Source organism: Streptomyces sp. NC-S4 (genome assembly GCF_054353315.1).
In genome coordinates this window covers 818,223-843,136 of record NZ_CM135937.1, presented here as the reverse complement: position 1 = coordinate 843,136, position 24,914 = coordinate 818,223, and the positions used below count along the sequence as shown (strand labels likewise).

The window sequence follows — 24,914 nt, the reverse complement described above, 5'->3', positions numbered from 1 at the left end:
CACTGGAGTTCCACGCCCCGCAGCGCCAGGAGTGACGTGCCCGTCCCGATCATCATCGACTGCGATCCCGGACATGACGACGCCCTCGCCATCATGCTGGCCGCCGGGGACCCGGCGGTGGACCTGCTGGCCATCACCACGGTCGCGGGCAACCAGACCCTCGACAAGACCACCCTCAACGCCCGGCGGGTCTGCACGGTCGCGGGGATCACGGACGTCCCCCTCGCGGCCGGCTGCGACCGGCCGCTCGTCCAGCCGCTCGGCGTGGCCGCCGACGTGCACGGGGTCAGCGGACTGGACGGGCCGATGTTCCCGGAACCCACGGTGGACGTGGTCCCGGAACACGCCGTGGACCTCATCCACCGGCTGCTGACCGGGCATCCCGAACCGGTCACCCTCGTCCCGACCGCGCCGCTGACCAACATCGCCCTGCTGCTGATGCGGTACCCCGAGGACGCCTCCCGCATCCGCGAGATCGTCCTGATGGGCGGCTCGACGGAGCGGGGCAACCGGACCCCGGCCGCCGAGTTCAACGTCCTCACCGATCCGGAGGCCGCCGACATCGTCTTCCGCTCGGGGGTGCCGGTCACCATGTGCGGGCTCAACGTCACGCACCAGGCACTGGCCACGCCCGAGGTGGTGGCCCGGTTCACGGCCCTGGGTACGCCCCTCGGGCGGATCTGCGCCGACCTGCTGACCTTCTTCGGGTCCACGTACCGCGAGCTGTGGGGGTTCCCCAGTCCACCGCTGCACGACCCCGTGGCGGTGGCCCGGGTCATCGATCCCGGGCTGGTGCACTGCGTGGACGCCCACGTCGCCGTGGAGCTGCACGGTCGGTACACGCGCGGCGCCACCGTGGTGGACCTGCACCGCTCCACGGGCCGCCCGGACAACGCGCGCGTGGCCGTGACCCTGGAGACCGGCCCGTTCTGGGACCGGATGGTCGCCGCCGTCGCGGCCCTCGGCGCGGGGATCCGGTGATCGACTTGACCATAATGGTCAGTTTTTAATACGAAGTGAACAGTTTCGGAATCTGCCCTCGCCGGGTGACGTGGCTGCGTAGGCTCCTCCTCGGTTCGGGTGATGTCATATGTCATCCGACCGAGGAAGTTCTTTCACTCGGGAGTGGGCGCGTCTTGTCGGGCTTCGTGTACTGAACGACGCGGTCGGAGCCCGCCAGGAGGAAACGGCCCGCCGGAACTGGAGGGGAAACCTCATGGCTGAGATCGATCTCGGAGTGGCGTCGGACTGGGACGAGGGCGACAACCACGGCCGTATCAAACTGCGCCAGAACCAGATCACCCCGACCTCGAAGGACGTGCTCATCAGCTCTCCGGTGAGCATCGAGCTTTCGGTGAACACGAACTACTCCACCTCACAGGAGGCGGACAAGATCTACTTCACGACCCACCACGGCTCCACGAAGAAGGTCATCGCGGTACTCGACTCCGACGGCAACCTGCACATCGCCGGTCGCCTGATCACCGAGCAGAAGGACCTGTCGTACTAGGCAGCGTCGAGGCATCCAGGCTCGACCGATGACCCAGGGGGCGGGGCAAGCCCTTCCCGCCCCCTGGCAATCCTCACGCTGTGGTCGGTCATCGTGGCACCGCCCTTCCGCCCGGGGCTGACGGGCAGCCGCCCCGTACGTGTACGCGTTCCTGGCCCCCGAGGCGGCCGCCCGCGTCCGGACCACCGGCCCCGTCCAGGACCGGCCCGAGGCCCGCACCGGACTGCCGGCCGTTCGTGCCCAGGTCCTCAAGGCCCAGGACCGCAGCTTCTACGCCGAGCCGGCCAAGCCCGCGCGCGAGCACCTGCCGTCGGCCGGGTTGCCGCCCCGCCGGGCGAAGCAGTGCGGGCCGTCGCGGCGAACCGCGAGCACACAGCAGGCACCCGAACCCGATCGCCGCGCGGCCGGGCCGGCAGCTCGCCGACGTCCTCCGGTCACGCTCCTCGCCGACAGCGTCGGAGCCTGACTCGCCGTCGGAACGAATCCGGACGTGACGTCCTGAGCGGAGAGGATGGCGGCGCGGATCAGCCGAGGTTGATGGTGCGGGCCACGAACGCCTGCGACAGCTGAGCGCGCACCGGCTCTCCGGCGTTCGCTGTCCCGCGAGGCGAGGAGGGTTCCGCGACGGCGAAGAGGGGGTCGGCTCCGGCCGACTCGTAGAGCGTGACCAGGGCCAGCGCCGCTTCGACGGAGGCCTGTTGCTGTCCCCGGTGCCGGTCGCACGGACCGCCACCCGTCGCGATCGTGCAGGGCTTTCCCCTGGCGTTCAGCACCCGGCACCGCACCACCGGATCGTGCGTGTGGCACAGACCCGACGGGCGCGCCTGGACCTGGCACCGTCCGCCCCGTTTCGTCGTCGCACGGCACTGATTCGCGATCATGATCCCCAAGGCTACCCGGCTCGTACCGGCTCCTCACCAAGGCCTCGGCCGGCCCGCAGCGCGCCGCGGATCTGGGCCGGTGAGGTGAACCTGTACGTCGGATGGCGGCGGGGCGGGTGGCAGCAGTGGCAGTCCGCCCGGGCGGACCCGAGGCTCGTGCCCGGATACGAGAACGAGGAGACGAGGAAGGGCACGAGCCAATGCCGCATGCCAAAGAGGAGGGCGTCGAGGCGCGCCCGATCGATGCGCTGGATCAGCATCCGAGCCGAGCCGGACACCTGCGGACCGCGATCAGGCGGACCAATCTGCTTCCGGCTTTCCTGGTGCTCACGGTCATGATGGTGGCCCTGTGGCTGACGGGTATGCCGTTCCTCCAGGCCCTGACGATTTCCACCGCAGTGAAGATCTCGGTGGCCCTGCTCGAACTCCGTCGGCTGCCCGGCCCCGGCGACAACTGACGCGCGGCGCGGCCTGGGCCCGCCGGAACCACCCTCACCCGCCTCCCGTGATGGCAGGATTCCCGGACGGGAGACGGGTGTTCGGGAGCGAGGCGGGGGACATGTGGGAGGCGCTGGACGTGGTGGACTGGCGGGCGCTGGAGGGGGTGGGGCCCGATCGTCCGGCCACCGACGTGCCGGAGGCGCTGCGCCGGATCGCCCGGGCGGACGCCACCACCGGGCCGGAGGCCGTGGAACGGGCGTACGGCGATCTGCAGGATCTCCTGCTGGCCCCTGGGCGGTTCACCGAAGTGGGCACGGCCGCGCTGCCGTTCCTGGTGGATCTCGCCCTCGACCCGGAAACGGTCGTACGGCCGGATCTGGTCGATCTGCTGACTCACCTGGCCTGCGACGGCGACCGCGACGGCGAGGCCGGGGAAGCCGACTCCGCGCGGGCGGCGGCCTGGTGGGAGCAGTGGCCCCGCATCCGCAGGCTGTTCGACGACGGGGATCCCGGGGTGCGGCGGGCCGCGCTGCGCCTCATCGCCGACCGGACCGGGCCCCTGCTGGAGCGGTGGTACGAGGAGACGGACCTCTCGGTCCAAGTGGCCCTGTTGCTGGCCCTGGGCCGGGCCGCGGCGGACGAGGACTCCACGGAGTCGAAGGGCGCCGAGGTACGGGCCGTACTGGACGGGCTCCTCCATGGCGAGGACCCGGTGCTGCGGGTGGCGGCCGTGATCGCCGCGGCACCGCTGGATCCGCAGGCGGCACAGCGTGCCTACCCCATGCTGTTGGAGATCCTCACCGATCCCCTCCTCGCCCCGGAGTTCGGGGAGGTCTGGTACGCCCTGGACTGCGAAGTCCCTTACGAGCGCAACGACGTCGTGGCCTGGGTCGTGGACCTGCTGGAGACCGACGTGACGGTGGCGACCTCGTTCGTGACGGCGCTGGCCGAGGCCGGGAGCCGGATCGGCGACGCGGAGCTGCGCCGCTGCGCGCTGGACCAGGCGTGGCGACTGCTGCTGGCCCGGCCCTCCGTCGCAGCGGCCGTGCTGCCGCTGGCGACCGGGCTGCTGGCCGACCCGGACGACGACGTGCGCTACCGGGCCACGCATCTGACGGCGGTGCTCGGCCACAGGGCGGCCCCGCACGCCGACCGGCTCGCCGCACTCCTCGACGACCCCGCGGAATCGAAGAACCTCGAGGGCACCGTCGGTGACCACGCCCGGTGGGCCCTGACCCGGATCGGGGACCCGCGCGCCCTGCCCGGTCTCGTCGACCGGCTCGTCGCGCCCTACCGCGACGTACAGGGCCGCGCCTTCATCCCTGGCGAGCCGCGGCGGCCGGACGTCGCCGACGTCCTGCGGCCGCTGCGCGCACACGCCGGAGTGCTTCTGCCCGCCGTACGGGAAGCCCTTCGGGACGAGGTCTCCCGCGCGGGGTGGCTGGTCCAGGACCTGCGCGAGGTGCTCCACGCCTGGGGGCAGAACCCGCTGCTGCCCGGCGAGGAGCCCGCGCCGTACCCGCGGCCGTGGGAACCGCCGCTGCCGGAACCGGCGGAGGCCGAGGCGACGGTGCTGGCGTACGCCGCCGACGGGCAGTGGCGCTGGCTGTTGACCACGGCCCTCGACGCGCTCGCCCGCCACGGACGTCTCGCTCCACCGGTCCGGGAAGCACTCACGGCACTGCGGGCAGCGGACCGCCGGCACTCGGAGTACTGGGACTACCGGGGGGTCCTCCAGGACGAGGGCGTCCGCGCACGGATCGACGGGGTGCTCGCGCTTCCGTAGCGCCCCCCGCGGCCCTTACACGGCCTAGGTGTATTGACCCGTAGCGTTGTTGATTCGGCTGATGGGCGGGTGTCCGTCGAGTGCGGTGTGGCAGCGGTGGTGGTTGTAGGTGTGGAGGAAGTCTGCCAGGGCTGCTGTCCGTTCCTGGTTGGAGGTGTAGGGCCGCAGGTAGGCCCATTCGTCCAGGAGGGTGCGGTTGAAGCGTTCGACCTTGCCGTTGGTCTGGGGCCGGTACGGGCGGATCTTCTTGTGGGCGATGCCGGCCGTGGTCAGGGCTTGGGTGAACAGTTTCGACTTGTAGCAGGAGCCGTTGTCGGTCAGGACGCGTTCGACGGTGATCCCGTGGGCCGCGAAGAAGGCGTTCGCGCGCTGCCAGAAGCCGGCGGCGGTCTCCTTGCGCTCGTCGGTGAGGACTTCGCTGTAGGCGAGGCGGGAGTGGTCGTCGACGGCCGAGTCGACGTAGCTGTAGCCGATCACGGGGGTGCTGCTTCTGCGCTGGGTGGTGGTGGCCTGCCGGTTGTGGTCGCCGGCCGTGCGGCCGACCGTTCGCCAGCCGCCGCCGTCGGGGATGTTGCCCAGCTTCTTGATGTCGACGTGGACCAGCTCGCCGGGCCGGGCCCGTTCGTAGCGGCGGACCGGTTCGCCGGTGGGCCGGTCCAGCCAGGACAGCCGGTTCAGGCCGTGACGGACCAGGATCCTGTGCACGGTCGACGCGGGAAGGCCAAGGATCGGGCCGATGCGGGCCGGGCCGAGTTTCCGTTCGGTCCGCAGGCGGCAGACCTCGGCCTCGGCCGCTGCGGGAGTGCGGTGCGGGGTGCGGCCGGGCCGGCTGGAACGGTCGTGCAGTCCGGGCTCGCCCTCGGCCCGCCAGCGGCGGACCCACTTGTGGGCCGTGGGCCTGGATATACCCATCTCGGCCGCCACGTGCGCGACCGGACGCCCGGACAGGACACGTTCGACCAGGATCCGCCTTCCGTGCACGGTCAGCCGGGCATTACGGTGGGACACGAAGACCTCCGTGTGTGGTGTGGAGCCTAGACACCTCCACCACACCGGAGGTCTTCGCCATGATCAAGACCTGGACCCGTTAACAACGCTACGGGTCAATACACCTAGGCGGACCTGCGGCGCAGGGCCCGGCGGACCACGTACAGGACGACGAGCAGCAGGGCGACGACGACCACGACGATCAGGAGCTTCTTGAACAGCCCGCTCTTCTTCTTCTTCTTGCTCTTCTTGCCCTTCTTGCTTCCGGTGGTCGCCCGGACCTGGGACGACATCGGTGCCTGGAGAGCGGTTGCCACGCCACCGCCGGCCCGGAGGCCGCCCTGCTGGAGCGACGCGGCGGCGGGAGCCTGCCGGACCGCCGGAGCGGCCGCCGAGGCGGTTCCCGCGGGGCCCAGCAGCAGGCCGGCGAGCACGAAGAGCGGGACGAGCGCCGCCGCGGCCATCGGGCGCTTCTTCGGATTGCTGTTCGTTGTCACGGTTTCCCCTGTTCTCCCCTGCCCCGGCCGGGCCCGGTGGGATCCGGAAGGCCGTGGCTCGGAAGCATCGTCGACGAGTTCGACCGTCCCGGCAAGCACTTGGAGGCAGCGGGCGCGCTCGAACAGCGCAGCCCCGTGCCACGGCGGGCTCAGCGCCGGTGCGCGACCTTCGCCAGGGTGTCCTTGACTTCCTGCACCACGCGGGCCGCGTCCTCGGGCCTGTTCACGACGTCCGTGTGGTTCATGTCGATGACGAGGACCTCGCTGGCCGAGTAGTGCTTGTGCACCCAGTCGTCGTAGCCGGACCACAGCGTCCGGTAGTACTCGACGAGGCTCTCGTCCTGCTCGAAACCGCGGCCCCGCAGCCCGATGCGGTGCAGCACCGTCTCGAAGTCGGCCTTGAGGTAGACCATGAGGTCGGGTGCCTTGCGGTACGGCAGGCCGTCGATCTCGCGCATCATCTCGCCGAGCAGGCCCTCGTACACCTGCATCTCGAGGGAGCTGATCCGGCCCAGGTCGTGATTGACCTTGGCGAAGTACCAGTCCTCGTAGATGGACCGGTCGAGGACGTTGTCCCCCTGCTTGTACGCCTCCTTGATCGAGGCGAACCGCGTCTGGAGGAAGTAGAGCTGCAGCAGGAAGGGGTAGCGCTTCGCCTGGATCTCTTCGGGGCTCGCCGTGTAGAAGAGCGGAAGGATCGGGTTGTCGTCCACGCTCTCGTAGAAGACGTCGCTGCCCAGTTCCTTGGCGAGCAGCTCGGCCACACTCGTCTTGCCGATGCCGATCATGCCTCCGACGCAGATCACTGGCATACCTCACTTCTCCCTGGGGGTCTTCTGTTCGTGGGCGGGTGGGCCGTGCGCCCCACACCACTGAGACGCACGCCGGCGGTCTCGCGATTCCCCGGGATCTTCATGATCAGCGTCATGTGGTCGCCGTCCGGACCAGGACCCTGACTCAGGCTGGTCTCCTCGACCGGTCGGCCCGACCGTTCCGCAGCCGCCGCGCGGAGCGACGAGCCGCAGCCCAACGGCCGCCTTGAATCTTAAGTGATGATCAGCCTCCCATCGGCCAGGGCGCCGCCCCCCTCCGGAGCCCTTTCTGGAGATGTCTATAGTTAGGGCACCCTAATTTCCGGGCCGCGCGAGCGCCTCCCGCCCCCTCGCCGACCCTTGCCCACCGAGCAGAAACGGAACCGTATGAGACCCGAGTCCACCTCCCTCGTCTCCCCGCGCGCGGACGTCCTGACCGAGACCGTCGAAGGCTTCGGCACGGTCCGTTTCACCCCCGTCGACCCCGCCGCGGACTCCGCCGTGCTGCACTCCTGGGTCGTGGAGGAGCGCGCGCAGTTCTGGGGCATGAACGGCGCCAGCCGGGAACTGGTCCAGGAGATCTACGAGGACGTGGACCGCCGCGACACGCACCACGCGTTCATGGTCCGGCTCGACGACGAGCCCGTGGCCCTCTTCCAGACGTACGAGCCCACCGAGGACCGGGTCAGCGAGTGCTACGCGGTGCGGGAGGGCGACATCGGCGTCCACCTGATGCTGGCCCCGATCACCGGCCGGCCCCGGCCGGGATTCAGCAGGACCCTGATCGGCTCCCTCATCCGGTTCACCTTCCGCGACCCGGCCGTCCTGCGCGCGGTGGCCGAACCCGACGCCTCCAACGCCAAGGCGGTCGCCCTGCTGAACCGGCTCGGCTTCGTCCGGCAGGGCGAGATCACCCTCCCGGAGATCGACCTGCCCGAGGTGTACCTCCCGGAGAAGCGCGCCGTGCTCGCGTTCCTCGACCGCCCCGCGGTACTCCCGGCCGCCGTGGCGGCCGAGAGCAGCCGCTGACGGCAGCGGTTCGAGCGGGGCCGGATGCGTACGGGCCCTTCCCTACCGGCTCGGGGCGTCCAGCAGGTGCGCAGGCAGGTAGCCGGAGCGCACGTTCAGCTCCCAGCCGTGGGCCTGTACGGCGAGGGCTGCCAGGGCGATGGCCGTGACGGGCAGCAGCGTCCTCGGCGCGGCATCCGGACCGGCTCCGTCGCGGTGTTCCAGGAGGCGGCCGGTCAGGGCCCGCTCGAACGCGGGCTGGTCGTCGTCGAGGAGTACGCGCAGCAGCCGCTGGTCGGCGGTCGGCGTGCCCGCCTCGTCGAGCCGCGCGGCGGCCGCGGAGCGCTCCTGCGCGTCCGGCTTCCGCAGGGGCGGGACCTCGGAGGCGACCCACGGCGACCGGGGCCTCTCCACCAGGTGGAGGTAGGCGCAGAGCGCGTCCATCTCGGCGAGCTCGGCCGGGTCGGAGACCGAGCTCAGGGGCGAGTGCGGCAGTCCCGAGTGGAACATCGGGGCGTAGTCCTTCTTCAGCAGGGGACCGATCACCCGGGCCTGTTCCCGGACGAGACCGGTGATCACGCTCAGCGCGAAGGCGTCCACCCAGACCTGCGCCGTGGGCGCCTGGTCGACCGCGTCGCCGAAGGCGAAGTCATCACTGCTCAGCTCCTCGTCGACGAGGGGGAAGAAGACCTCGAAGTCCCCGTGGGGGCACGTTCCGAGCGTCAGCACACCGAGCGCGCACTCCGCCGCCGTACGCAGCGCCAGTCGGCCCGGCGCACCCTCCAACTGCGGATCCTGGAGGGTGAGGGCGCCGACGTGGTCCAGGAGCTCGTCGCCCATCTCCTGGATCCCCTTGATGGACAGGCTGTCGTAACGCAGTCTGTGCCAGCGGCCGAAGGTCCGCCCGCCGATGTCCTCCAGGGCGCGGCGCATCCGCTCGTCGCCGATCCCATGACGCGTTATGTCCCGCACGGTTGCCATCCTTGCTGTCGGACAGAGCCGGCGGAGTTCCTGCCGCCCCCGTCGCCGATCTTCGAGGAGCCATCCTCTCCGATCCGTCGGCCAACGTCCGACCTGCATGTACGGTCAGGACATGGATGCCGACCGCCGGCCGACGCCCGAGCAGATCGAAGAGCATTTCGTCGCGCTCGTGGAGGGCCGTCTGACCAGGGACGAGGCCGACCGCTGGGCCGCGCGGTGGGTGGCCGACGACGGGCTCGAGTGGGACGACACCTCCTGGTGGGCGCTGAGCCTCCTGCACGGAATCGACCTTCCCGCGGACGCGGGCGGGGCCTTCCTGCACGACGACGAGCAGCTGCGTACGTGGCTCGCCGAGCTGAGGAAACGCCGGACGGCGTGACGCGTCGCCCGATGCGGCCCTGGGCCGTCTCTTTCGGATCTTGCCGGGCCCGCGGCGGCGCGCGGCAAGATCCGAAAGAGACGACCTAGTCCTTCGCCGCGGCCCCGGCGTTGCGCCATACCGTCAGGTCGACGGTGATGAACCTGGTCTCCTCCTTCACGCCCGACCTGCCGCGGAAGGTCGCCAGCGTGATGTGGCCGGCCTTGCTGAGCAGGCAGACCTGCGAGCCGTCGGTGAGCTGGTCGAGGCCGATCTTCTCGGTGAAGCGGGTCACCGCGCGGCAGGTCTCCAGGGAGCCCTTCTCGGAGTTGTTCAGCAGGACGAGCTTGCCGTTCGTGGTACCGAACTTCTCGTCCCCGAACAGGGTGTCCCGGAAGTAGAAGAGGTCCGCGTGTCCGTAGAGCACCCCGGCGCCGGTCGGTTCCTCGGCGGGGCGCGGCGGGTTGTCGGCGAACATCAACTGGTGGTTCTGGGGTACCTCGATGCCCTGGTACGAGACCGGCTGTGGGTCGGGCTGCTTCTGCGAAGCGCCCGCCGCCCGGTCGCCGCCGCCCTTGTCGGAGCCGTCGGGCAGCAGGGATCCGAGGACCACGAGCCCGATGACCGCCGCCGCGACCGCCCCGGCCACGATCAGCCCCGTCCGCCCGGGACGCGGTGGACCGGGTGGGCCGGGCGGACCGGGAACGAACGCCCGGGCGTGGAACGGCGCAGGCGTGCTGTGGCCCGGGGGGTACGAGGGCTGCGGGTACGAGGGCTGCGGGTACGGGGGCGGTGTCCGGTAACCCGGCGGCACGGGACCCGGGGCCGGGGCCGTCTGCGTCGGCGCGGCGGCCGCCACCTCGGTCGGTGGGTGGCCGGGCGCGGCCGGGGCCGGGTCCTGGGGCCGCGGCGAGACCTCGGTCGGAACCGGGATCGGAGCCGGAGCCGGAGCGGGCAGCCGGAGCCGCTCGGTGAGGGAACCGGCGACGGCGTGCGGCAGCCAGTCCTCGCCCTGCCGCAGCGGGGTCTCCGAAGCCGCGTTGCACAGCTCGATGACCTCGGCAAGGCTCGGCCGGTCGGCCGGGTCGCGGCTGAGGCAGCGGGTCACCACCGGCCGCAGCTGCTCGGGCAGGGCGCTGAGGTCGGGGTCCTCGTGCACGATCCGGTAGAGCACCGCGTGCGAGGGCCCGTCGCCGAAGACGGACGCCCCGATCGCGGTGAAGGCCGCGATGTGCCCCAGGGCGAAGACGTCGGTGGCGGGGGTGACCGTGCCGGCCGAGGCCTGTTCGGGTGCCATGAACGCCGGCGTGCCGACGCTGACGCCGGTACTCGTCAGGGCGGTGGAGTCGGCCGCCCGGGCGATGCCGAAGTCGATGACGCGCGGCCCGTCGGAGGCGAGCAGCACGTTCGCGGGCTTCAGATCCCGGTGGACGATGCCCGCGCCGTGGATGACGTGCAGCGCCTCGGCGACCCCGACGGTCAGCAGCAGCACGCTGCGCACAGGCAGCGCGCCGTGCCGGGCCACGGCGTGGGCGAGCGAGGGGCCCGGTACGTAGGCGGTGGCCAGCCAGGGCTGGGCGCCGTCGGTGTCCGAGTCGATGACCGGGGCGGTGTAGAGGCCCTGGACCCGCTCCGCGGCCCGCACCTCCTGCTGGAAGCGCCGCCGGAACTCGGGGTCCTCGCTGAACTCGGGCCGGATCACCTTGATGGCGATGGGCCGGCCGCCCGGTGTGTAGGAGAGGTAGACCTTGCCCATGCCGCCCGAGCCCAGCACCGCCGCCAAGCGGTAGCCGCCCACGACGGCCGGGTCGTCCGCCGTGAGCGGCTGGAAGAAGTCGGCGGAAGGTGCGCTGCCCATGGGACCCATTTCCGAATGCGGCGATCCAGCACCTGCCGGTGCCACGAAGTCAACCGTGAGGGTACCCAATGCCGGGGCGGCCCCGCCCCGGACCGACGGGCCGGCTCAGGGAGTTGACGGCCGGGCCGTCTCCGCCGCTACCAGCCGAAGCGCCGGTCGACCACGGCCGCGAACTCCTCGAAGCTCAGCACGCGGTCGCCGTTCTGGTCGGCCGCGTCGAAGAGCGCCGAGGAGTCGTCGGTGTCCCCGACGCCCCAGAAGGGGATGGCCCCCTGCGCCGCGAGGGTCGGACCCTTGGAGCGCAGGGCGCCGATGACCTCGGCGCGGGTCAGCGTGCCGTCCTGGTCGAGGTCGAGGGCGTCGAACAGGCGCCGGGCCTTCTCACTCATCACGTGGTCCTCTCAGCGGTACACGCACCGTCTCTCGGGCGGCGCGTCCTGTACGTGAGGACGTCGTGGGCCCGTGCGGGGTTGCCCCGCCGGCCGCGGTTTCGGCGGAGCGGGGCGTGCACGGCCGACTCCCGCTCCCTCTCCCCCCGCGTCACCAGGTGACGTGCAGGGCCTGCGGCGAGCGGTGGATCAGCGTCGGCTTCATCCGCGGCCCTGGACGGTCCCGGTCCAGTCGCAGCTCCGGCATGCGGCGGAGGAACAGGTCGAGGGTCAGGCCGAGCTGTTCGCGGGCCAGTCGGGAACCGGGGCAGCCGTGGGTGCCGTACCCGAAGGCGAGGTGCTGCCGGTTCCCGGACCGGGTGATGTCGAACTCCGCGGCCCGCTCGTACCTTCGTTCATCGCGGTTGGCCGAGCCGTAGGCCACCAGCACGGTGGCCGCCGCGGGCAGTTTCGTCCCGGCGAGCGTCACCGGCCGGGTGGTGGTCCGCCGGAAGGCCTGGATGGCGGTGTCGTGGCGGACGGCCTCCTCCACCGCCGCCGGGATCAGGGACGGATCGGCGCGAAGCGTCCGCCACTGCCGCCGGTCGCCGAGCAGGTGCAGCAGCATGGTGGCGATGAGGGCGCTCGTGGTGAGGAATCCGGCGATCAGCAGGTTCTGCAGGCTCGTCACCAGCTCGTGGCGCTGTTCGAGGGTGAGCTCGGCGTCACCGGGGGCCAGGGCGGCCACCAAGGTCGAGCACATGTCGTCCCGGGGGCGCTCGCGCCGCTCGCGGACGTACCCGTCCAGCAGGTGCTGGAGCGCGACCACGTCCTCGGCGGCGGCCACCTGCTCCTCCGGCGACAGCGGGCGGAACAGCAGCTCCTCGGCCCGGTAGCCGCCGTGCACCGCCGCGGGCACGTCGGCGGGGTCCAGTCCGATCAGCCGTCCGACCACCATCCCGGGCAGCCGCCGGGCGTACGCCTCGACCAGTTCCGCGCGACCGTTCCCCGCGAACCCGTCGACGAGCTCCTCCGCGCAGGTACGGGCGTACGGCAGCAGCGCCGCCACCCGGGCGGCCGACAGCCCCCGGTTCAGCGGGGCCCGGTGCCGCCGGTGGGCCGCGCCGTCGCTGGAGACGACGGTGGGCCGGGGGCCGAACCCCCGCGGCAGGACGCCGAGCGCCGCCTCCGAGAGCCGTATGTCCGGCAGCAGCGCATTGGCCGAGGAGAAGTCCTCCGCGCGCAGCAGTACCTCCCGTACGTCCTGGTCGCGCGCCACCAGCCACGCGTCGAACTCGGGGACGTACATCAGCCCCTCGGTCCGGCGCGCACGGTCGTAGAGCGGATAGGGGTCGCGGTACAGCTCGTCACGCCGTGCCTGGTCGTCGGGCCGAGCCACTGGGACCTCCGGATCACGGTCGGGACCGGGCGGGGGCCACCGCCGCGGGCGGCCTCCGGTGCGCCGGGTCATCCTGCCCGAAACCCGCCCGGCCCGGTAGGGCGCCTTCCGCGAGCCCGCCCCTGAACTGTGACGGAAGTCTGACGTCGCCCCGATCCGCCTGGTGTCCGGCATCCCGGGGTGCTGGAATCGAGGGGTGACGACAGACCACCCCGACTTCGAGGGAACCCCCGTCGGTCGCCGGCTGGTGCTCGGCATGCTCGGGCTCGGCGCCGGGGGCCTCGTCGCCGCGCCGTACGTACAGCGCGGGATCGAGTCCTTCCTCGGGGCCGCCTCGGACAAGGATCCGACCGGGCTCACCGGGCTGCTTCCCAACGGCGGTGGCTTCCGCTACTACTCCGTCGCCACTTCCGTGCCGCGGAAGAACGAGCAGAACTACCGGCTCACCGTGGACGGTCTGGTCGAGCGCCCCGCGACGTACACCCTCGACGCCCTGCGCGCGCTGCCGCAGACCCGTGTCGTGCGGGACGTGCAGTGCGTCACCGGCTGGCGGGTCCCCGGGACCCCCTTCTCCGGCGTCAGACTGTCGCTGCTGCTGGACGCCGCCGGTGTCGGTCCCGAGGCCAGGGCGATCCGCTTCACCTGCTTCGACGGCGCGTACAGCGAGAGCCTCACGCTCCAGCAGGCCCGGCGCGACGACGTGCTGGTCTGTCTGCAGATGCAGGACGAGCCGGTCAGCCACTCGCACGGCGGCCCGGTCAGGCTCTACGTCGCGCCGATGTACTTCTACAAGTCGGCGAAATGGCTCTCCGGGATCACCGTCACCTCCGAGGTGCGACCCGGCTACTGGGAGGAGCGGGGCTATGACGTCGACGCCTGGGTCGGCGGGTCCAACGGGCGCAGTGACACCCCCACGGTCTGAACCGGCCCGGCGGGTCCCCAGGTTCACCCGTGCCGAACGCTGGGTCCACCGCGCGACCGCCGCACTGACCCTGCTGTGCGTGGCGACCGCGGCCGCGCTGTACGTACCGCAGCTCGCCGAACTGGTCGGCCGCAGGGCCCTGGTGGTGACGGTCCACGAATGGGCCGGGATCCTGCTGCCCGCGCCGTTCCTGGCCGGTCTCGCCTCTCCCGCCTTCCGGGCCGATCTGCGCAGGCTGAACCGCTTCGGACCGCACGACAGGAGGTGGCTGCGCGCGGTGCGGCAACGCGACCACCGGCGCGGATCCCGGCCCGCGGGGAAGTTCAACGCCGGCCAGAAGATCTACGCGTCGTGGATCGCAGGAGCCGTCCTGGTGATGCTGGCGACCGGTCTGCTGATGTGGTTCACCCACCTGACACCCCTGATCTGGCGCACCAGCGCCACCTTCGTGCACGACTGGCTGGCCCTGGCCATAGGGGTGGTACTGGCCGGGCACATCAGGATGGCGCTCGCCGACCCGGAGGCGCGCAGGGGCATGCGTACCGGGTCCGTCGAGCGCCCCTGGGCGCGGCGGGAGCACCCGCTGTGGCTGAAGGACGAGGCGAGGGACGAAGAGCCCTGATCCCGGCCTGAGTTGACAGCGGCCCCACCCCTGCATCACCCTTTCACTACTTGATTAGTGAAAGGGTGATGCAGGGGTGCTGGAATACCGCATCGACCGGCGCAGCGGCATCGCCACGTACGTGCAGATCGTCCAGCAGACCAAACAGGCGCTGCGCCTGGGCCTGCTGGAGCCGGGCGACAAGCTGCCGACGGCGCGGGAGGTCGTGGAGGCCACCGCGATCAACCCGAACACCGTCCTCAAGGCCTACCGCGAACTGGAACGCGAAGGCCTCGTCGAGGCGAAGCGCGGGCTGGGCACCTTCATCCGAAAGTCCCTGGGCAGCGCCCCGGCCGAGTCTCCGCTGCGCGCCGAACTCACCGACTGGGCCCGGCGGGCCCGGGAGGCCGGCCTGGAGCGCGACGACGTGGCCGCACTCTTCACATCCGTACTGGAACAACACTTCGAGGGGGACGGCCGAGCATGACAGAAACCGTGATCGAGGCAGAGGGCCTCGGGCTGCGCCACGGACGCCGGGGAGGCTGGGCGCTGCGCGACTGCTCCTTCCGCCTTCCCGCAGGCCGGGTGTGCGCGCTCGTCGGGCCCAACGGCGCCGGGAAATCCTCGCTGTTAAGCCTCGCCGCCGGCCTCGCGCTCCCCACTGAGGGCACCCTGCGCACCGTGCCGCGCGAGACGCTCGCGTACGTCGGGCAGGACAAGCCCCTCTACCCGGAGTTCACCATCGGCGAGACCCTGCGGATGGGCCGCGAGCTCAACCCGGGGCGCTGGGACGCGGCGACGGCGGAGCGGATCGTCGAGGCCGGGGAGCTCGACCCGCGCACCAAGGTCCGTGCGCTCTCCGGTGGGCAGCGCACCCGCGTGGCCCTGGCCCTGGCCCTCGGCAAGCGCCCCGACCTGCTGCTGCTCGACGAGCCGATGGCCGACCTCGACCCGCTCGCCCGGCGCGAGCTCATGGGCACCCTGATGGCCGACGCCGCCGACAACGGCACCACCCAGGTGATGTCCTCGCACATCCTCACCGAGCTGGAGGGCGCGTGCGACCACCTCCTGCTCGTCGACCGCGGCCGGATCCGCCTGAGCGGCCCCATCGACGCGGTCGGCGAGGCACACCGGCTGCTCACCGGCCCCGCCGCGGCCTCCGCCCGACTCGCCGCCCACACCGTCGTCGAAGCCCGCACGACCGGCCGCCGGCTCACCGCCCTCGTCCGCCCGCGGGGGCCCGTCGACAGCGAGGTCTGGCAGACGGAGCGTCCGAGCCTGGAGGAAATCCTGCTCGCCCATCTGCGTTCCCCCGACGCCCCTTCCCTCACCGCCCAGGACTCCCTCGCCACGACGACGGGGGTACAGGCATGAGCGGCACGATACTGAGGGGCCCGTACTGGGTCACCGCCCGCCGGCACCGGCACGTGCTGTGGGCGCTGCCGGCCGTCGTGGCCGTCTGCCTGGCCGCCGTGGTCGCCATGCGCGCCTGGGCAGGCGACACGTACGCGGACGGGGCGGGCACGGCGTGGACGAACGACGGCTACCTGCTGCTGCGGCTTTCCGTGCAGTACGCCGGTACGGGCCTGCTGTTCCTGCCGCTGCTCGTGGGGGCCTTCGTGGCCGGGCCCATGACGGCCCGCGAGCTGGAGAGCGGCACCTGGCGGCTCGCCCTCACCCAGTCGACCACCCCGAAGGCCTGGCTCGGCTCGAAGGCCGTGGTGGCGGCAGCCGCGTCGGTGCTCGGCGCGATCGCCCTCACCGGGGTCTACCGCATCGGCTGGGCCCGGGTGGCCGGCACCTACCAGCTCCACTGGGCGGACCGCGGGACGTACGAGGCCTCCGGCCCGGTACTCGCCGCCTACTGCCTGCTCGGCGTGGCCCTCGGCGTGCTCGTCGGCCAGCTGGTCCGGCGGACACTGGTGGCCATGGCGGTCACCGGGGTGCTCACCGGCGTGGTGCTGCTGGTCCTCGGCACGCTGCGGTGGTCGATCCTCCCCGTGCGGACCGGCACGATGCCGCTGCAGGGGAACCTCTCGAAGCTGCTCCCGGGCGACTCCCTGATGATGGACACGGGGCTGCTCACCTCCACGGGCGAGCGCCTGCCCGAGTACGCCTGCTTCGAGCGGACCCGCAGCCTGAGCGACTGCCCGGCGGACATGGACGTCACCGGCTGGTACGCGGAGTTCCACCCGGTCTCGCACTACTGGCCGACGCAGCTCATCGAGAGCTCGCTGGTCCTGGCCGTGGCCGGCGTCGCGCTGTTCGCCGCCTTCCGGCTGGTGGGCGCCCGGCGCGCCTGAGTCCGCGACGGGCACGGTGCGCGGTGTACGGCAGATGGCGGACGGCACTTGTGGAGCCGTCCCGCGGTCAGCACGCTTGATCCATGACCACACCCGTCCCCGGTCCGGTGCGGCCTCCTGCGGCGGTCCGGCCGGACGACGCGCGCCGGGCGCTGGTGGCGGGATCCGTAGGCAACTTCATCGAGTGGTACGAGTTCGGGATCTACGGCTGCTTCGCCACCGTCATCGCGGCGCAGTTCTTCACCCCGGACGGCGGCAGCGAGGTGGAAGGGCTCGTCAGGGCGTACGCGTCGTTCGCCCTGGCGTTCTTCTTCAGGCCGGTCGGGGCCGCGGTGTTCGGGCGGTTCGGCGACCGGGTGGGCCGGCGGCCCGCGCTCGTCCTGGTCGTCTGTCTGATGACCGGTGCCACGGCGATGATCGGCCTGCTGCCGACGTACGCCTCGATCGGCGCGGCCGCGCCGTGGCTCCTGACGCTGCTGCGGATCCTGCAAGGGCTGTCGGCCGGAGGGGAGTTCGGCGGGGCGGTCTCGGTCATGACGGAGTGCGCACCACCGGGCCGCCGGGGCCGGTACGGGGCCTGGCAGTCGTTCACGGTCGCGCTCGGCCTGCTCGCGGGCGCCGCCGTGGCGGTGGTCCTGGCGAGCGTGCTGACCACGTCGCAGCTGCACGGGTGGGGCTGGCGGGTGCCGTTCCTGCTGACCCTGCCGATGGGGCTCGTCGCGCTGCGGCTGCGGTTGCGGCTGCCCCCGGACGAGCCGCGGACGCCCGTACCGCCCGCCCTCGGGCCCGAAGGCGGCCCCCGGCCGCGGCCGCGCCCCGGGGAGACGGCGCGGGCCGTGGTGCTGGGCGTCGGGCGGATGATGGGCTGGTCGGCGGCCGGCTACACCTTCCTGGTGGTCATGCCCTCCTACCTGCAGAGCACGCTCGGTACCACCTTCCAGCGGGCCCTGCTCGGCACCGTCCTGGCGAACCTGGGGTTCGCCGCGTCGATCCTGCCCGCCGGCAGGCTGAGCGACCGGCTCGGGCGGCGGACGGTGATGGTGGCGGGGGCCCTGCTGATCGCCGTGCTCGCGCTCCCGCTGCTGCACCTGGTGCAGGACCCCGGCGCGCCGGGGTACGCGAAGGGGGCGGCGCTGTTCGCCGCGGGGGCCGGCGTCGGCCTGATGGCGGGTCCGGGGCCCGCGATGCTGGCCGAGATGTTCCCGGCCAGGGTGCGCTGCACCGGGCTCGGACTGGCGTACGCGCTGTCCAACGCCGTGTTCTCGGGCTGTGCCGGGCTGATCATCACCGAGGTGGTCGCACGGACCGGGAACGCCGACGTCCCCGGCCGGTACGCCGCGGCGACCTGCGTGGTCAGTGTCGCCGCCCTGCTCACCCTGCGCGGCGACGACCACGAGCGGGCGCTGCGGTGAGCGCCCTGCGCGTGGTCGGGATGATGTCCGGCACGTCGTACGACGCGATCGACGCGGCTGCCGCCGACCTCTCCCTCGACGGCGACACGCTGGTGCTCACACCCCTCGGGATGATCAGCACGGGTTACGACGACGACCTGCGGGCGGACCTGGCCGGGGCGCTGCCGCCCGCCGGGGCGGACCTGGCCACGATGTGCCGGCTCGACACCCGCATCGGTCAGGCCTTCGCTGCGGCGGCGGTGCGCGCGGACGAGGAGCTGTGCGACGGACGGGCCGACCTGGTGGCCTCGCACGGGCAGACGGTCTTCCACTGGGCCGAGGACGGCCGGGTGCACGGCACGCTGCAGATCGGCGAGGCGGCGTGGATCGCCGAGGCGACCGGCCGGCCCGTCGTCTCCGGTTTCCGCACCCGCGACGTGGCGGCCGGGGGGCAGGGGGCGCCGCTGGTCAGCATCGTCGACGTGATGTGGCTGCGGGGACGGCCCGGGGTGCCGGTCGCACTCAACCTGGGCGGGATCGGGAACGTGACGGTCGTGCCGGGCGGGGCGGAGGGGGCCGGGGGAGAACCGCTGGCCTTCGACACCGGCCCCGCCAACGCGCTGATCGACGCGGCGGTGCGCGCCCTGGCGGGGCGCAACGCCTCGGGCGAGGCGTACACGATGGACGCGGGCGGCGCTCTCGCCGCGCGGGGCGCGGTCCATCCGCCACTGCTGCGAAGGCTGCTGGACGACCCGTACTACGCCCTTCCCGCGCCGAAGACCACGGGCAAGGAGCTCTTCCACCTGGCCTATCTGCGCGCGGCACTGGAGTCGTGCGCGCCGCTGCCCGTCGAGGACGTCGTCGCCACGCTGACCCGGCTGACGGCCCGGACCGTCGCCGACGCGATCCGGCCCTTCGGGGCGACCGAGGTGATCGCGTCGGGCGGCGGGACGCGCAACCCGGTGCTGATGGACTGGCTGCGGGAGGAACTGGACGCCCGCGGGGCCGGCGGGTGTGCGGTGCGGTCCTCGGACGAACTCGGCCTGCCCGCGGGGGCGAAGGAGGCGTACGCCTTCGCCGTTCTGGGCTGGCTCACCGCGCACGGACTGCCGGGCACCGTCCCCTCGTGCACCGGTGCCCGGCACGCGAGCGTCCTCGGCTCGATCACGCCCGGCGGTCCGGGCCTGCGCCTGCCGCGGCCACCGGCGACGGCTGCGGCCACGGCGCCGGTCGGGCTGACCGTCGGCCCTTCTAATTCCAATGTGCGTTGTTCCTAGAATGGCCGTGTGAAGGATATCGATGCGATCGCGATGTTGCAGGACCCGGTGCGGCGCCGTCTCTACGAGTACGTGGCGGCGCAGGGACGGGAGGTCGGCCGCAACGAGGCCGCCGAGGCGGCCGGTGTGGCGCGCACGCTCGCCGCGCACCATCTGGACCGGCTGACCGAGGCCGGACTGCTGGAGAGCGGCAGTCGCCGCCTGAGCGGTCGCACGGGCCCGGGGGCCGGCAGGCCGGCCAAGGTGTACACGAGGGCGCGGGCCGAGCGGTCGGTGTCGCTGCCCGCCCGCGACTACCTCACCGCCGCGGAACTCCTCGCCGAGGCCGCCGAGGAGGCAGGGCTGGACGCGGTGCTGCGCGCGGCCGCGGGGCGCAGGGGTGAGGCCCTGCGAGGCTCTGCGACGCCCTGCGGCGGACTCGGGGAGGCCATGGAGTTGCTGGCCGGCCGCGGCTACGAGCCGTACCTGGAGGGTGGAGGAGACGGTGAGGACGGAGGAGGCGGTGAGGGGGGAGGGGGCGGCGGGGGCGGGGCGGCCGTGCCTGTCGTCCGCATGCGCAACTGCCCCTTCCATGCGGTCGCCGAGCATTTCCCGCCGCTCGTCTGCGGCATGAACCTCGCACTTCTGGAAGGGCTGTTCGGCGTGGACGGTCCCGTCCGGGCCCGCATGGACGCTCGGCCGGGGGAGTGCTGCGTGGTGATCGAGACTTCTAAAAACAATGAGCGTTGACATAGAAAGGGCGCCGTGCTGGGATGAGGGCATGACCGCATCCGAGCACGCCGCCCATCTCGCCCAGCTCAACGTCGCGACGCTCCTCCACCCCTTCGACGACCCGCGCATGGCGCCGTTCGTCGAAATGCTCGATCCGGTCAACGCCGCCGCCGACGGCGCGCCGGGCTTCGTGTGGCGGCTGGTGGAGGAGGGGGCGGCCGATGCCACCGGCCTGCGTCCGGCGGGGGAGGACGTCGTCGTCAACCTGTCGGTGTGGCAGACCCGGGAGGCCCTGTGGGACTTCTCCTACCGCAGCGGGCACCTGGAGGTGATGCGCCGGCGCCGCGAATGGTTCGAGCGGCACGTCGAGGCGCACCTGGTGCTCTGGTGGGTCCCTGCCGGGCACCGGCCGACCGTCGCCGAGGCCCTGGAGCGGCTGGCCGACCTGCGGGCGCACGGGCCCTCCCCGCGCGCGTTCACCTTCGCCTCCGCCCACACCGCCGCCGAGGCCGCCGAGCACCACCGGGCCGTACCGTCGGCGCAGCCCCAACCGGCCGCCCGGACCACGAGGCTGGTGCCGTCCGGGGACACCGCTGTCGTCCAGGACCTGTTCTGACCGCTGTTACGTTGACGCGAGGATCTTGCTTGAACCTCAGGAGAGGGCACATGTACGACGAACGGCTCGCCGAGTTCTCCCGCGATCGGCTGGACGGCCGTCCGATACCCGCCGATCTGCGCGTGCTGCTGGTGGCGCAGTGGGAGGGCCGCACCGACTTCACCCGCCTGCTCGACCTCGATTTCTTCGAGGCGGGAGAGCTCCACCCGTTCTTGGACACCAGTTATCTGAGCGAAGAGGAACTCGCGGACCCGGAGATGCGGGCCGTCAACGCCGGAGCCGCGGAGATGGCCAAGTACGTCAAGCTCGTGGCGAAGGGCGGGAAGGGGTGGGTCGGCTACTGGCTGCACCCCGACGAACCCGCGGACCGGGCCTGGCACCTCATAGAGCTGGACACCGAGTTCACCCTCCGGCGCCTGGCCGGCCCCACCCTGACCGAGGGGTGCGCCGCCGAGCAGGCGAGCTACCAGGACGAGCCCGGCGAACGAACCGCGTTCACACAGCTGGCCGCCGAACTCGCCGGGCTCGGCCTGCCGCTGAGCACCCAGGACCACGACGCCCTCGACGACGCCGCGTACGCGGTGGACCCCGAGGAACTCATGGCGGAGCTGATCGACGCCGAACGCGAGAAGCTCGGTCTTCGCTGAGCGGGGAGACTCGGCGAGCGCCATGACGTCGAGTGCGGGATCGACCGCCTCAAGAGGCACCGCACGGTCGCCACGCGGTACGACGAGCTTGCCGTCCGCTACGGACCCCCTTTCCAACAGGTTGAACCCCTCCGTCGCAGCCCGGGTGAGCCCGTACGGGCCGTCCAGGTCCGACAGCCGGTCGACCACGTGACCAGGCCTGTCACAACACCCCCTGGGCCGTCTCTTTGGGATCTTGCCGGGCCCGCGACGCCCGGCACCGCACCCGGCCGCGTTGTCGGGGCGCCCGGGTACGTCCAGTACGCGGTGCACACCTCCGCCTTGCCGGGTACGGCACCGGACGCCGCGGGCTCGGCCGACAAGATCCGAAAGAGACGGCCTAGCAGTCCATGCCCGATCCGTCGCGATCCGCCTCGGTGGACCACCAGTACCAGGTCCTGGCGTTGACGCCGAGCAGCTCCGCCGGGTGCGGCTTTGTCCCGTAGATCTCGCGGAGCGTCTCGGGAGAGGTGAAGGAGAGGGTCAGGCTCGGCCGGTCGGCGGATTCGAAGCAGAAGACGACCCGCCGACCGTCGGACCCCGTGTCCAGGTCGCCCACCGGACGCCATCCCGCCGCCGGCGCCTCCCGGCCGTAGTACTCCAGCACGTCGTTCCTGGTCCCGTCGTACGCGTAGAAGCGCTCCGCGGTGAGCCAGGCGCCCGTGGTGTCGTCGACGCAGTGGGCCTCGGCCCCCGGGACGCCGTCCAAGGCCACGGCCCCCTGCGGACGCAGCTCCAGCGCGGGCAGCCGGTCGAGCTCGGCCACGGCCGCCGCCGTTCCCTCACACGTCTCGGGGCTGAGAAAGGAACACCCGCTCAGGCCGGTTCCCACGAGCAGAGCCGCCAAGGACGCCCGCACGGCAAGCATGTTCATGGCGAGATTATGACCTCGCCCGGAAGTCGCCCCTCCCACGGGGTCGGTCCGCGCCGGGACCATCCCCGCGAGGGCGGGAGCAGCTGCCTCGTGCGCGCTCCGGTGGGCACGCCGCTCGCAACTCGCGCGGTGCGCCGTGGTCACCACCGGAAGCAGAACCCAGGTCCGACGGCGACTTGCGCAGCCAACCGGGGGGTGTCGGCGCGCGCCGCTGCCCCGGCGGGCCGCCCGGGCTGCTACTGCTGGGCCGGGCCGGGTGCCGCCCGCCCCGGCCGTCCCCGCGCACACCAGGAGCCACGTAGATGCCGACCCGTGCCCGCGCCCGCGCCAGTGCCCGCGCCCGCCGAAGCCGTCTCCGCACCGGGCTGTCCGCCGCCGCCCTGACCGCCGCCGCACTCGGAGGGCTCCTGCAGCCCGCCCAGGCGGCCGGTGACCCGGGCCCGGGCGACAGCGACCGGCGCCACGACAAGCGTCTGCAGCGGCAGCTCGACGGGCTGGTCGCCCAGAAGGACGGCCCTCCCGGGGTGATCGCCATGCTCACCCGCGGTGACCGTACGGAGGTGTACACGGCCGGTGTCGGCGACATCGCGACCGGCCGCCCACCGCACCCCGACGACCACATGCGCATCGCCAGCATCGCCAAGGCCTTCAGCGGGGCCGTGGCCCTCCGGCTCGTCGACCAGGGCCTGCTCTCCCTCGACGACACCATCGGCGAGCGGCTGCCGGACCAGCCCGAGGCCTGGCACGCGGTGACGCTGCGCCAGCTCCTCCAGCACACGAGCGGCCTGCCGGACTACTCGGCCGACCCCGGGTTCCTGGAGATCCTCACCGCCGACCCGCGCCACGTGTTCGACCCCCGCACCCTCCTCGACTTCGTGGCCGACGAGCCGCTGCGCTTCGTCCCCGGCTCCCTGTACGAGTACTCCAACTCGGACAACATCGCCGTCGCGCTCATGGCCGAGGCCGTCACCGGCCGCCGCTACGAGGACCTCCTCAAGGAGCTCGTGTACCGCCCGCTGGGGTTGCGCCGCACCAGCCTGCCCCTGGGCTACCGGCTCCCCCGGCCGTACCTGCACGGCTACGACGTCCAGCCGCCGGCCGAACCGGAGGACATCAGCGAGGCCGTGGGCGCCTCCGGTGTCTGGGCCTCCGGCGGCATCGTCTCCACCCCCAGGGAACTGGGCGCCTTCATCCGCGCCTACGGCGGTCCCGCCCTGCTGTCCGCGCCGACCCGCAAGGAGCAACTGACCTTCCGTCCGGGCGACTCCTCGGAGCCGGCCGGCCCCGGCACCAACGCCGCCGGGCTGGCGATCTTCCAGTACACCACCCGCTGCGGAGTGCTCTACGGCCACACCGGGAACTTCCCCGGATACACCCAGCTCGCCGCCACCTCGCCCGACGGCACCCGGTCGCTGACCTTCTCGATCAACACCCAGACCAGCAAGGGCAACAAGCCCGCGCTGCTGGCCCGACTGCGCACCGTGCAGGAGAACTTCGTCTGCGCCCTGCTCAAGGAGCACTGAGCCGCAACGACGAATCCGGTTGCGGCGTGGCGGCGTGGCGCGAAAACGATCACGCCCGCCCGCGCCGCCACCCGCGATCCCTATGCTGGCGCCATGCTCGACATACCCCTTTCAGCGCTGGAAGTCGCGATGGTGCAAACGGGCACCCGGGCCGCCGACACCCTCCGGGACACCACGGCCTTCGCCCGAGGACTGGAGGACCTCGGCTACCACCGCATCTGGTACGCGGAGCACCACCACTCTCCCGCGATCGGCGCGTTCCCACCGGTCGTACTGACGGCGCACGCCGCCGCGTCGACCTCGGCCATCCGCCTCGGTTCGGGCGGGGTACTGGCGCCCAACCACGCCCCCATCACGCTGGCGGAGCAGTTCGGGACGCTGGCAGCCCTGCACGAGGACCGCATCGACCTCGGCATCGGCCGAGGCCCCGGCACGTTCGACGACGCCACCGCGCGGGCGCTGCGCCGCGGCGCCGGCCCGGCGACGGACGCCGAGTACCGGGACGACGTGGCCGCGATCCTTTCGTTCCTGGTGGACGAGGTGGCACTGGGGCCGCTGCCGGAGCCGTGGCTGCTGGCCTCCAGCCCCGCAGGGGCCGCGCTCGCGGCGGAACTCGGCCTGCCGGTCGCGGTCGCGCACCACATCCGCCCGGACAACACCCGTGCGGTTCTGGAGTCCTACCGGTCGGCGTTCTCCCCGTCCCGCTGGTGCGAGCGGCCCCGGGTGCTGCTGTGCGTGGAGGCGGTGTGCGCGGAGACGGAGGAGGAAGCCGTCCGGCGGGCCGGCCCGATGAACGTCGTCAAGGCCGGCCTCCTGAAGGGGGAGAGCCGGATGCCCTTCCCCACCCCCGAGCAGGCGGCCGTCCACCCCTTCACCGAGCAGGAGCGGCAGGCGCTGGCGGGCTTCCGCGCCCAGCAGGCCGTCGGCACTCCCGAGACCGTCGTGAAGCGGCTCGCACACCTGGTGGCCGAGACCGGGGCGGACGAGCTGATGCTGACCACGCCCGTCCACGACCTCGGTGATCGCATCGCCTCGTACGCGCTCGTCCGAGAGCACTGCGGAGCCACGACCGCGCCGTGACACTGCTCACAGGTGGCGCCGTTCCGCGGAAGCCGCCAGAGCCG

Annotated in this window: 28 protein-coding genes; 19 read left to right on the top strand and 9 right to left on the bottom strand. The window is 72.3% G+C overall.

Features of this window, described 5'->3' with window-relative positions; all coding sequences use genetic code 11:
- Positions 1–36 precede the first annotated feature (36 nt).
- The 3 genes from ACXNSR_RS03320 to ACXNSR_RS03310 all read left to right on the top strand — a co-directional run bounded on the left by ACXNSR_RS03320 (position 37) and on the right by ACXNSR_RS03310 (position 1,976).
- Entirely contained in the window at positions 37–981 is a 945-nt protein-coding gene (locus ACXNSR_RS03320) for a nucleoside hydrolase (RefSeq protein ID WP_458640629.1), read from the top strand.
- A gap of 235 nt (positions 982–1,216) precedes the next feature.
- Complete coding sequence (locus tag ACXNSR_RS03315) at positions 1,217–1,510, top strand: DUF6342 family protein (RefSeq protein ID WP_327732956.1); 294 nt, start codon at positions 1,217–1,219, stop codon at positions 1,508–1,510.
- Between the two features lie 139 nt (positions 1,511–1,649).
- Positions 1,650–1,976, top strand: a complete 327-nt coding sequence (locus ACXNSR_RS03310) for a hypothetical protein (RefSeq protein ID WP_458640628.1) — start codon at positions 1,650–1,652, stop codon at positions 1,974–1,976.
- 58 nt (positions 1,977–2,034) lie between these two features.
- On the opposite strand, the gene ACXNSR_RS03305 is transcribed toward ACXNSR_RS03310, so the two are convergent.
- On the bottom strand, positions 2,035–2,391 hold the full coding sequence (locus ACXNSR_RS03305) for a hypothetical protein (protein WP_458640627.1): 357 nt from the start codon (positions 2,389–2,391) through the stop codon (positions 2,035–2,037).
- A 200-nt stretch (positions 2,392–2,591) separates the two neighbouring features.
- Here ACXNSR_RS03305 and ACXNSR_RS03300 point away from each other — a divergent pair, with 200 nt between their 5' ends.
- Both ACXNSR_RS03300 and ACXNSR_RS03295 read left to right on the top strand, forming a co-directional pair.
- Complete coding sequence (locus ACXNSR_RS03300) at positions 2,592–2,849, top strand: hypothetical protein (protein ID WP_458640626.1); 258 nt, start codon at positions 2,592–2,594, stop codon at positions 2,847–2,849.
- Between the two features lie 50 nt (positions 2,850–2,899).
- Positions 2,900–4,618 carry a hypothetical protein gene (locus ACXNSR_RS03295; protein ID WP_458640625.1) on the top strand — a complete coding sequence of 573 codons (1,719 nt, stop codon included), beginning with the start codon at positions 2,900–2,902 and terminating at the stop codon, positions 4,616–4,618.
- Positions 4,619–4,642: 24 nt separating this feature from the next.
- Here the strand turns inward: ACXNSR_RS03295 and ACXNSR_RS03290 are convergent, their stop codons facing one another.
- The 3 genes from ACXNSR_RS03290 to ACXNSR_RS03280 form a co-directional block, all read right to left on the bottom strand.
- A complete protein-coding gene (locus ACXNSR_RS03290; RefSeq protein WP_458640624.1) occupies positions 4,643–5,626 on the bottom strand; it encodes an IS481 family transposase in 984 nt (327 codons plus the stop codon).
- A 104-nt stretch (positions 5,627–5,730) separates the two neighbouring features.
- Positions 5,731–6,102, bottom strand: a complete 372-nt coding sequence (locus ACXNSR_RS03285; RefSeq protein WP_458640623.1) for a hypothetical protein — start codon at positions 6,100–6,102, stop codon at positions 5,731–5,733.
- 149 nt (positions 6,103–6,251) lie between these two features.
- Positions 6,252–6,914 carry a deoxynucleoside kinase gene (locus ACXNSR_RS03280; protein ID WP_458640622.1) on the bottom strand — a complete coding sequence of 221 codons (663 nt, stop codon included), beginning with the start codon at positions 6,912–6,914 and terminating at the stop codon, positions 6,252–6,254.
- A 387-nt stretch (positions 6,915–7,301) separates the two neighbouring features.
- Between ACXNSR_RS03280 and ACXNSR_RS03275 the strand changes: the two genes are divergently transcribed.
- Complete coding sequence (locus ACXNSR_RS03275) at positions 7,302–7,943, top strand: GNAT family N-acetyltransferase (protein WP_458640621.1); 642 nt, start codon at positions 7,302–7,304, stop codon at positions 7,941–7,943.
- Positions 7,944–7,985: 42 nt separating this feature from the next.
- Here ACXNSR_RS03275 and ACXNSR_RS03270 read toward each other — a convergent pair whose 3' ends face one another.
- A complete protein-coding gene (locus ACXNSR_RS03270; protein ID WP_458640620.1) occupies positions 7,986–8,903 on the bottom strand; it encodes an immunity 49 family protein in 918 nt (305 codons plus the stop codon).
- Between the two features lie 112 nt (positions 8,904–9,015).
- On the opposite strand from ACXNSR_RS03270, the gene ACXNSR_RS03265 reads away from it, so the two are divergent.
- A complete protein-coding gene (locus ACXNSR_RS03265) occupies positions 9,016–9,282 on the top strand; it encodes a hypothetical protein (protein WP_458640619.1) in 267 nt (88 codons plus the stop codon).
- A gap of 85 nt (positions 9,283–9,367) precedes the next feature.
- Here the strand turns inward: ACXNSR_RS03265 and ACXNSR_RS03260 are convergent, their stop codons facing one another.
- The 3 genes from ACXNSR_RS03260 to ACXNSR_RS03250 form a co-directional block, all read right to left on the bottom strand.
- A complete protein-coding gene (locus ACXNSR_RS03260; RefSeq protein WP_458640618.1) occupies positions 9,368–11,119 on the bottom strand; it encodes a serine/threonine-protein kinase in 1,752 nt (583 codons plus the stop codon).
- Positions 11,120–11,256: 137 nt separating this feature from the next.
- Positions 11,257–11,508: an EF-hand domain-containing protein gene (locus tag ACXNSR_RS03255; protein ID WP_392574610.1), complete on the bottom strand. Its 252-nt coding sequence runs from the start codon at positions 11,506–11,508 to the stop codon at positions 11,257–11,259.
- A 151-nt stretch (positions 11,509–11,659) separates the two neighbouring features.
- The gene (locus ACXNSR_RS03250) at positions 11,660–12,886 is read right to left on the bottom strand and encodes a cytochrome P450 (protein ID WP_458640617.1); all 1,227 of its coding nucleotides are present in this window, start codon (positions 12,884–12,886) and stop codon (positions 11,660–11,662) included.
- 256 nt (positions 12,887–13,142) lie between these two features.
- Between ACXNSR_RS03250 and ACXNSR_RS03245 the strand changes: the two genes are divergently transcribed.
- From ACXNSR_RS03245 to ACXNSR_RS03200, 10 genes are all read left to right on the top strand, one after another.
- Positions 13,143–13,808: a molybdopterin-dependent oxidoreductase gene (locus ACXNSR_RS03245; RefSeq protein WP_458643549.1), complete on the top strand. Its 666-nt coding sequence runs from the start codon at positions 13,143–13,145 to the stop codon at positions 13,806–13,808.
- Positions 13,750–14,430: a cytochrome b/b6 domain-containing protein gene (locus ACXNSR_RS03240; RefSeq protein WP_458640616.1), complete on the top strand. Its 681-nt coding sequence runs from the start codon at positions 13,750–13,752 to the stop codon at positions 14,428–14,430. Before ACXNSR_RS03245 ends, ACXNSR_RS03240 begins: the two co-directional genes overlap by 59 nt.
- 76 nt (positions 14,431–14,506) lie before the next feature.
- Positions 14,507–14,896 carry a GntR family transcriptional regulator gene (locus ACXNSR_RS03235; RefSeq protein WP_458640615.1) on the top strand — a complete coding sequence of 130 codons (390 nt, stop codon included), beginning with the start codon at positions 14,507–14,509 and terminating at the stop codon, positions 14,894–14,896.
- Positions 14,893–15,783 carry an ATP-binding cassette domain-containing protein gene (locus ACXNSR_RS03230; protein ID WP_458640614.1) on the top strand — a complete coding sequence of 297 codons (891 nt, stop codon included), beginning with the start codon at positions 14,893–14,895 and terminating at the stop codon, positions 15,781–15,783. The genes ACXNSR_RS03235 and ACXNSR_RS03230 overlap by 4 nt, the downstream gene beginning before the upstream one ends.
- Positions 15,780–16,712, top strand: a complete 933-nt coding sequence (locus ACXNSR_RS03225; protein ID WP_458640613.1) for an ABC transporter permease — start codon at positions 15,780–15,782, stop codon at positions 16,710–16,712. The genes ACXNSR_RS03230 and ACXNSR_RS03225 overlap by 4 nt, the downstream gene beginning before the upstream one ends.
- An 83-nt stretch (positions 16,713–16,795) precedes the next feature.
- Positions 16,796–18,124: an MFS transporter gene (locus ACXNSR_RS03220; RefSeq protein ID WP_458640612.1), complete on the top strand. Its 1,329-nt coding sequence runs from the start codon at positions 16,796–16,798 to the stop codon at positions 18,122–18,124.
- 5 nt (positions 18,125–18,129) lie between these two features.
- Entirely contained in the window at positions 18,130–19,380 is a 1,251-nt protein-coding gene (locus ACXNSR_RS03215) for an anhydro-N-acetylmuramic acid kinase (protein WP_458643548.1), read from the top strand.
- Positions 19,381–19,389: 9 nt separating this feature from the next.
- Complete coding sequence (locus ACXNSR_RS03210; RefSeq protein ID WP_458640611.1) at positions 19,390–20,109, top strand: helix-turn-helix transcriptional regulator; 720 nt, start codon at positions 19,390–19,392, stop codon at positions 20,107–20,109.
- A gap of 31 nt (positions 20,110–20,140) precedes the next feature.
- On the top strand, positions 20,141–20,707 hold the full coding sequence (locus ACXNSR_RS03205) for a DUF3291 domain-containing protein (protein WP_458640610.1): 567 nt from the start codon (positions 20,141–20,143) through the stop codon (positions 20,705–20,707).
- Between the two features lie 50 nt (positions 20,708–20,757).
- Entirely contained in the window at positions 20,758–21,354 is a 597-nt protein-coding gene (locus ACXNSR_RS03200; RefSeq protein WP_458640609.1) for a hypothetical protein, read from the top strand.
- 379 nt (positions 21,355–21,733) lie between these two features.
- Here the strand turns inward: ACXNSR_RS03200 and ACXNSR_RS03195 are convergent, their stop codons facing one another.
- Complete coding sequence (locus tag ACXNSR_RS03195) at positions 21,734–22,267, bottom strand: hypothetical protein (protein WP_458640608.1); 534 nt, start codon at positions 22,265–22,267, stop codon at positions 21,734–21,736.
- A 302-nt stretch (positions 22,268–22,569) separates the two neighbouring features.
- Between ACXNSR_RS03195 and ACXNSR_RS03190 the strand changes: the two genes are divergently transcribed.
- Together ACXNSR_RS03190 and ACXNSR_RS03185 are read left to right on the top strand one after the other, a co-directional pair.
- Positions 22,570–23,790 carry a serine hydrolase domain-containing protein gene (locus ACXNSR_RS03190; RefSeq protein ID WP_458640607.1) on the top strand — a complete coding sequence of 407 codons (1,221 nt, stop codon included), beginning with the start codon at positions 22,570–22,572 and terminating at the stop codon, positions 23,788–23,790.
- 93 nt (positions 23,791–23,883) lie between these two features.
- Positions 23,884–24,870 (top strand): MsnO8 family LLM class oxidoreductase, encoded by a 987-nt coding sequence (locus ACXNSR_RS03185; protein WP_458640606.1) that lies wholly within the window; start codon positions 23,884–23,886, stop codon positions 24,868–24,870.
- The last annotated feature ends 44 nt before the right edge of the window (positions 24,871–24,914 follow it).

Excerpts from the sequence above, each read along its gene's own strand:
- ACXNSR_RS03275 (WP_458640621.1), top strand. The coding sequence starts at position 7,302 with ATGAGACCCGAGTCCACCTCCCTCGTCTCCCCGCGCGCGGACGTCCTG.
- ACXNSR_RS03200 (WP_458640609.1), top strand. The coding sequence starts at position 20,758 with ATGTACGACGAACGGCTCGCCGAGTTCTCCCGCGATCGGCTGGACGGC.
- ACXNSR_RS03240 (WP_458640616.1), top strand. The coding sequence starts at position 13,750 with ATGACGTCGACGCCTGGGTCGGCGGGTCCAACGGGCGCAGTGACACCC.
- ACXNSR_RS03265 (WP_458640619.1), top strand. The coding sequence starts at position 9,016 with ATGGATGCCGACCGCCGGCCGACGCCCGAGCAGATCGAAGAGCATTTC.
- ACXNSR_RS03255 (WP_392574610.1), bottom strand. The coding sequence starts at position 11,508 with ATGAGTGAGAAGGCCCGGCGCCTGTTCGACGCCCTCGACCTCGACCAG.
- ACXNSR_RS03300 (WP_458640626.1), top strand. The coding sequence starts at position 2,592 with ATGCCGCATGCCAAAGAGGAGGGCGTCGAGGCGCGCCCGATCGATGCG.
- ACXNSR_RS03185 (WP_458640606.1), top strand. The coding sequence starts at position 23,884 with ATGCTCGACATACCCCTTTCAGCGCTGGAAGTCGCGATGGTGCAAACG.
- ACXNSR_RS03295 (WP_458640625.1), top strand. The coding sequence starts at position 2,900 with ATGGCAGGATTCCCGGACGGGAGACGGGTGTTCGGGAGCGAGGCGGGG.
- ACXNSR_RS03225 (WP_458640613.1), top strand. The coding sequence starts at position 15,780 with ATGAGCGGCACGATACTGAGGGGCCCGTACTGGGTCACCGCCCGCCGG.
- ACXNSR_RS03280 (WP_458640622.1), bottom strand. The coding sequence starts at position 6,914 with ATGCCAGTGATCTGCGTCGGAGGCATGATCGGCATCGGCAAGACGAGT.
- ACXNSR_RS03260 (WP_458640618.1), bottom strand. The coding sequence starts at position 11,119 with ATGGGCAGCGCACCTTCCGCCGACTTCTTCCAGCCGCTCACGGCGGAC.
- ACXNSR_RS03205 (WP_458640610.1), top strand. The coding sequence starts at position 20,141 with ATGACCGCATCCGAGCACGCCGCCCATCTCGCCCAGCTCAACGTCGCG.
- ACXNSR_RS03305 (WP_458640627.1), bottom strand. The coding sequence starts at position 2,391 with ATGATCGCGAATCAGTGCCGTGCGACGACGAAACGGGGCGGACGGTGC.
- ACXNSR_RS03220 (WP_458640612.1), top strand. The coding sequence starts at position 16,796 with ATGACCACACCCGTCCCCGGTCCGGTGCGGCCTCCTGCGGCGGTCCGG.
- ACXNSR_RS03315 (WP_327732956.1), top strand. The coding sequence starts at position 1,217 with ATGGCTGAGATCGATCTCGGAGTGGCGTCGGACTGGGACGAGGGCGAC.
- ACXNSR_RS03230 (WP_458640614.1), top strand. The coding sequence starts at position 14,893 with ATGACAGAAACCGTGATCGAGGCAGAGGGCCTCGGGCTGCGCCACGGA.
- ACXNSR_RS03245 (WP_458643549.1), top strand. The coding sequence starts at position 13,143 with ATGCTCGGGCTCGGCGCCGGGGGCCTCGTCGCCGCGCCGTACGTACAG.
- ACXNSR_RS03195 (WP_458640608.1), bottom strand. The coding sequence starts at position 22,267 with ATGAACATGCTTGCCGTGCGGGCGTCCTTGGCGGCTCTGCTCGTGGGA.
- ACXNSR_RS03270 (WP_458640620.1), bottom strand. The coding sequence starts at position 8,903 with ATGGCAACCGTGCGGGACATAACGCGTCATGGGATCGGCGACGAGCGG.
- ACXNSR_RS03190 (WP_458640607.1), top strand. The coding sequence starts at position 22,570 with ATGCCGACCCGTGCCCGCGCCCGCGCCAGTGCCCGCGCCCGCCGAAGC.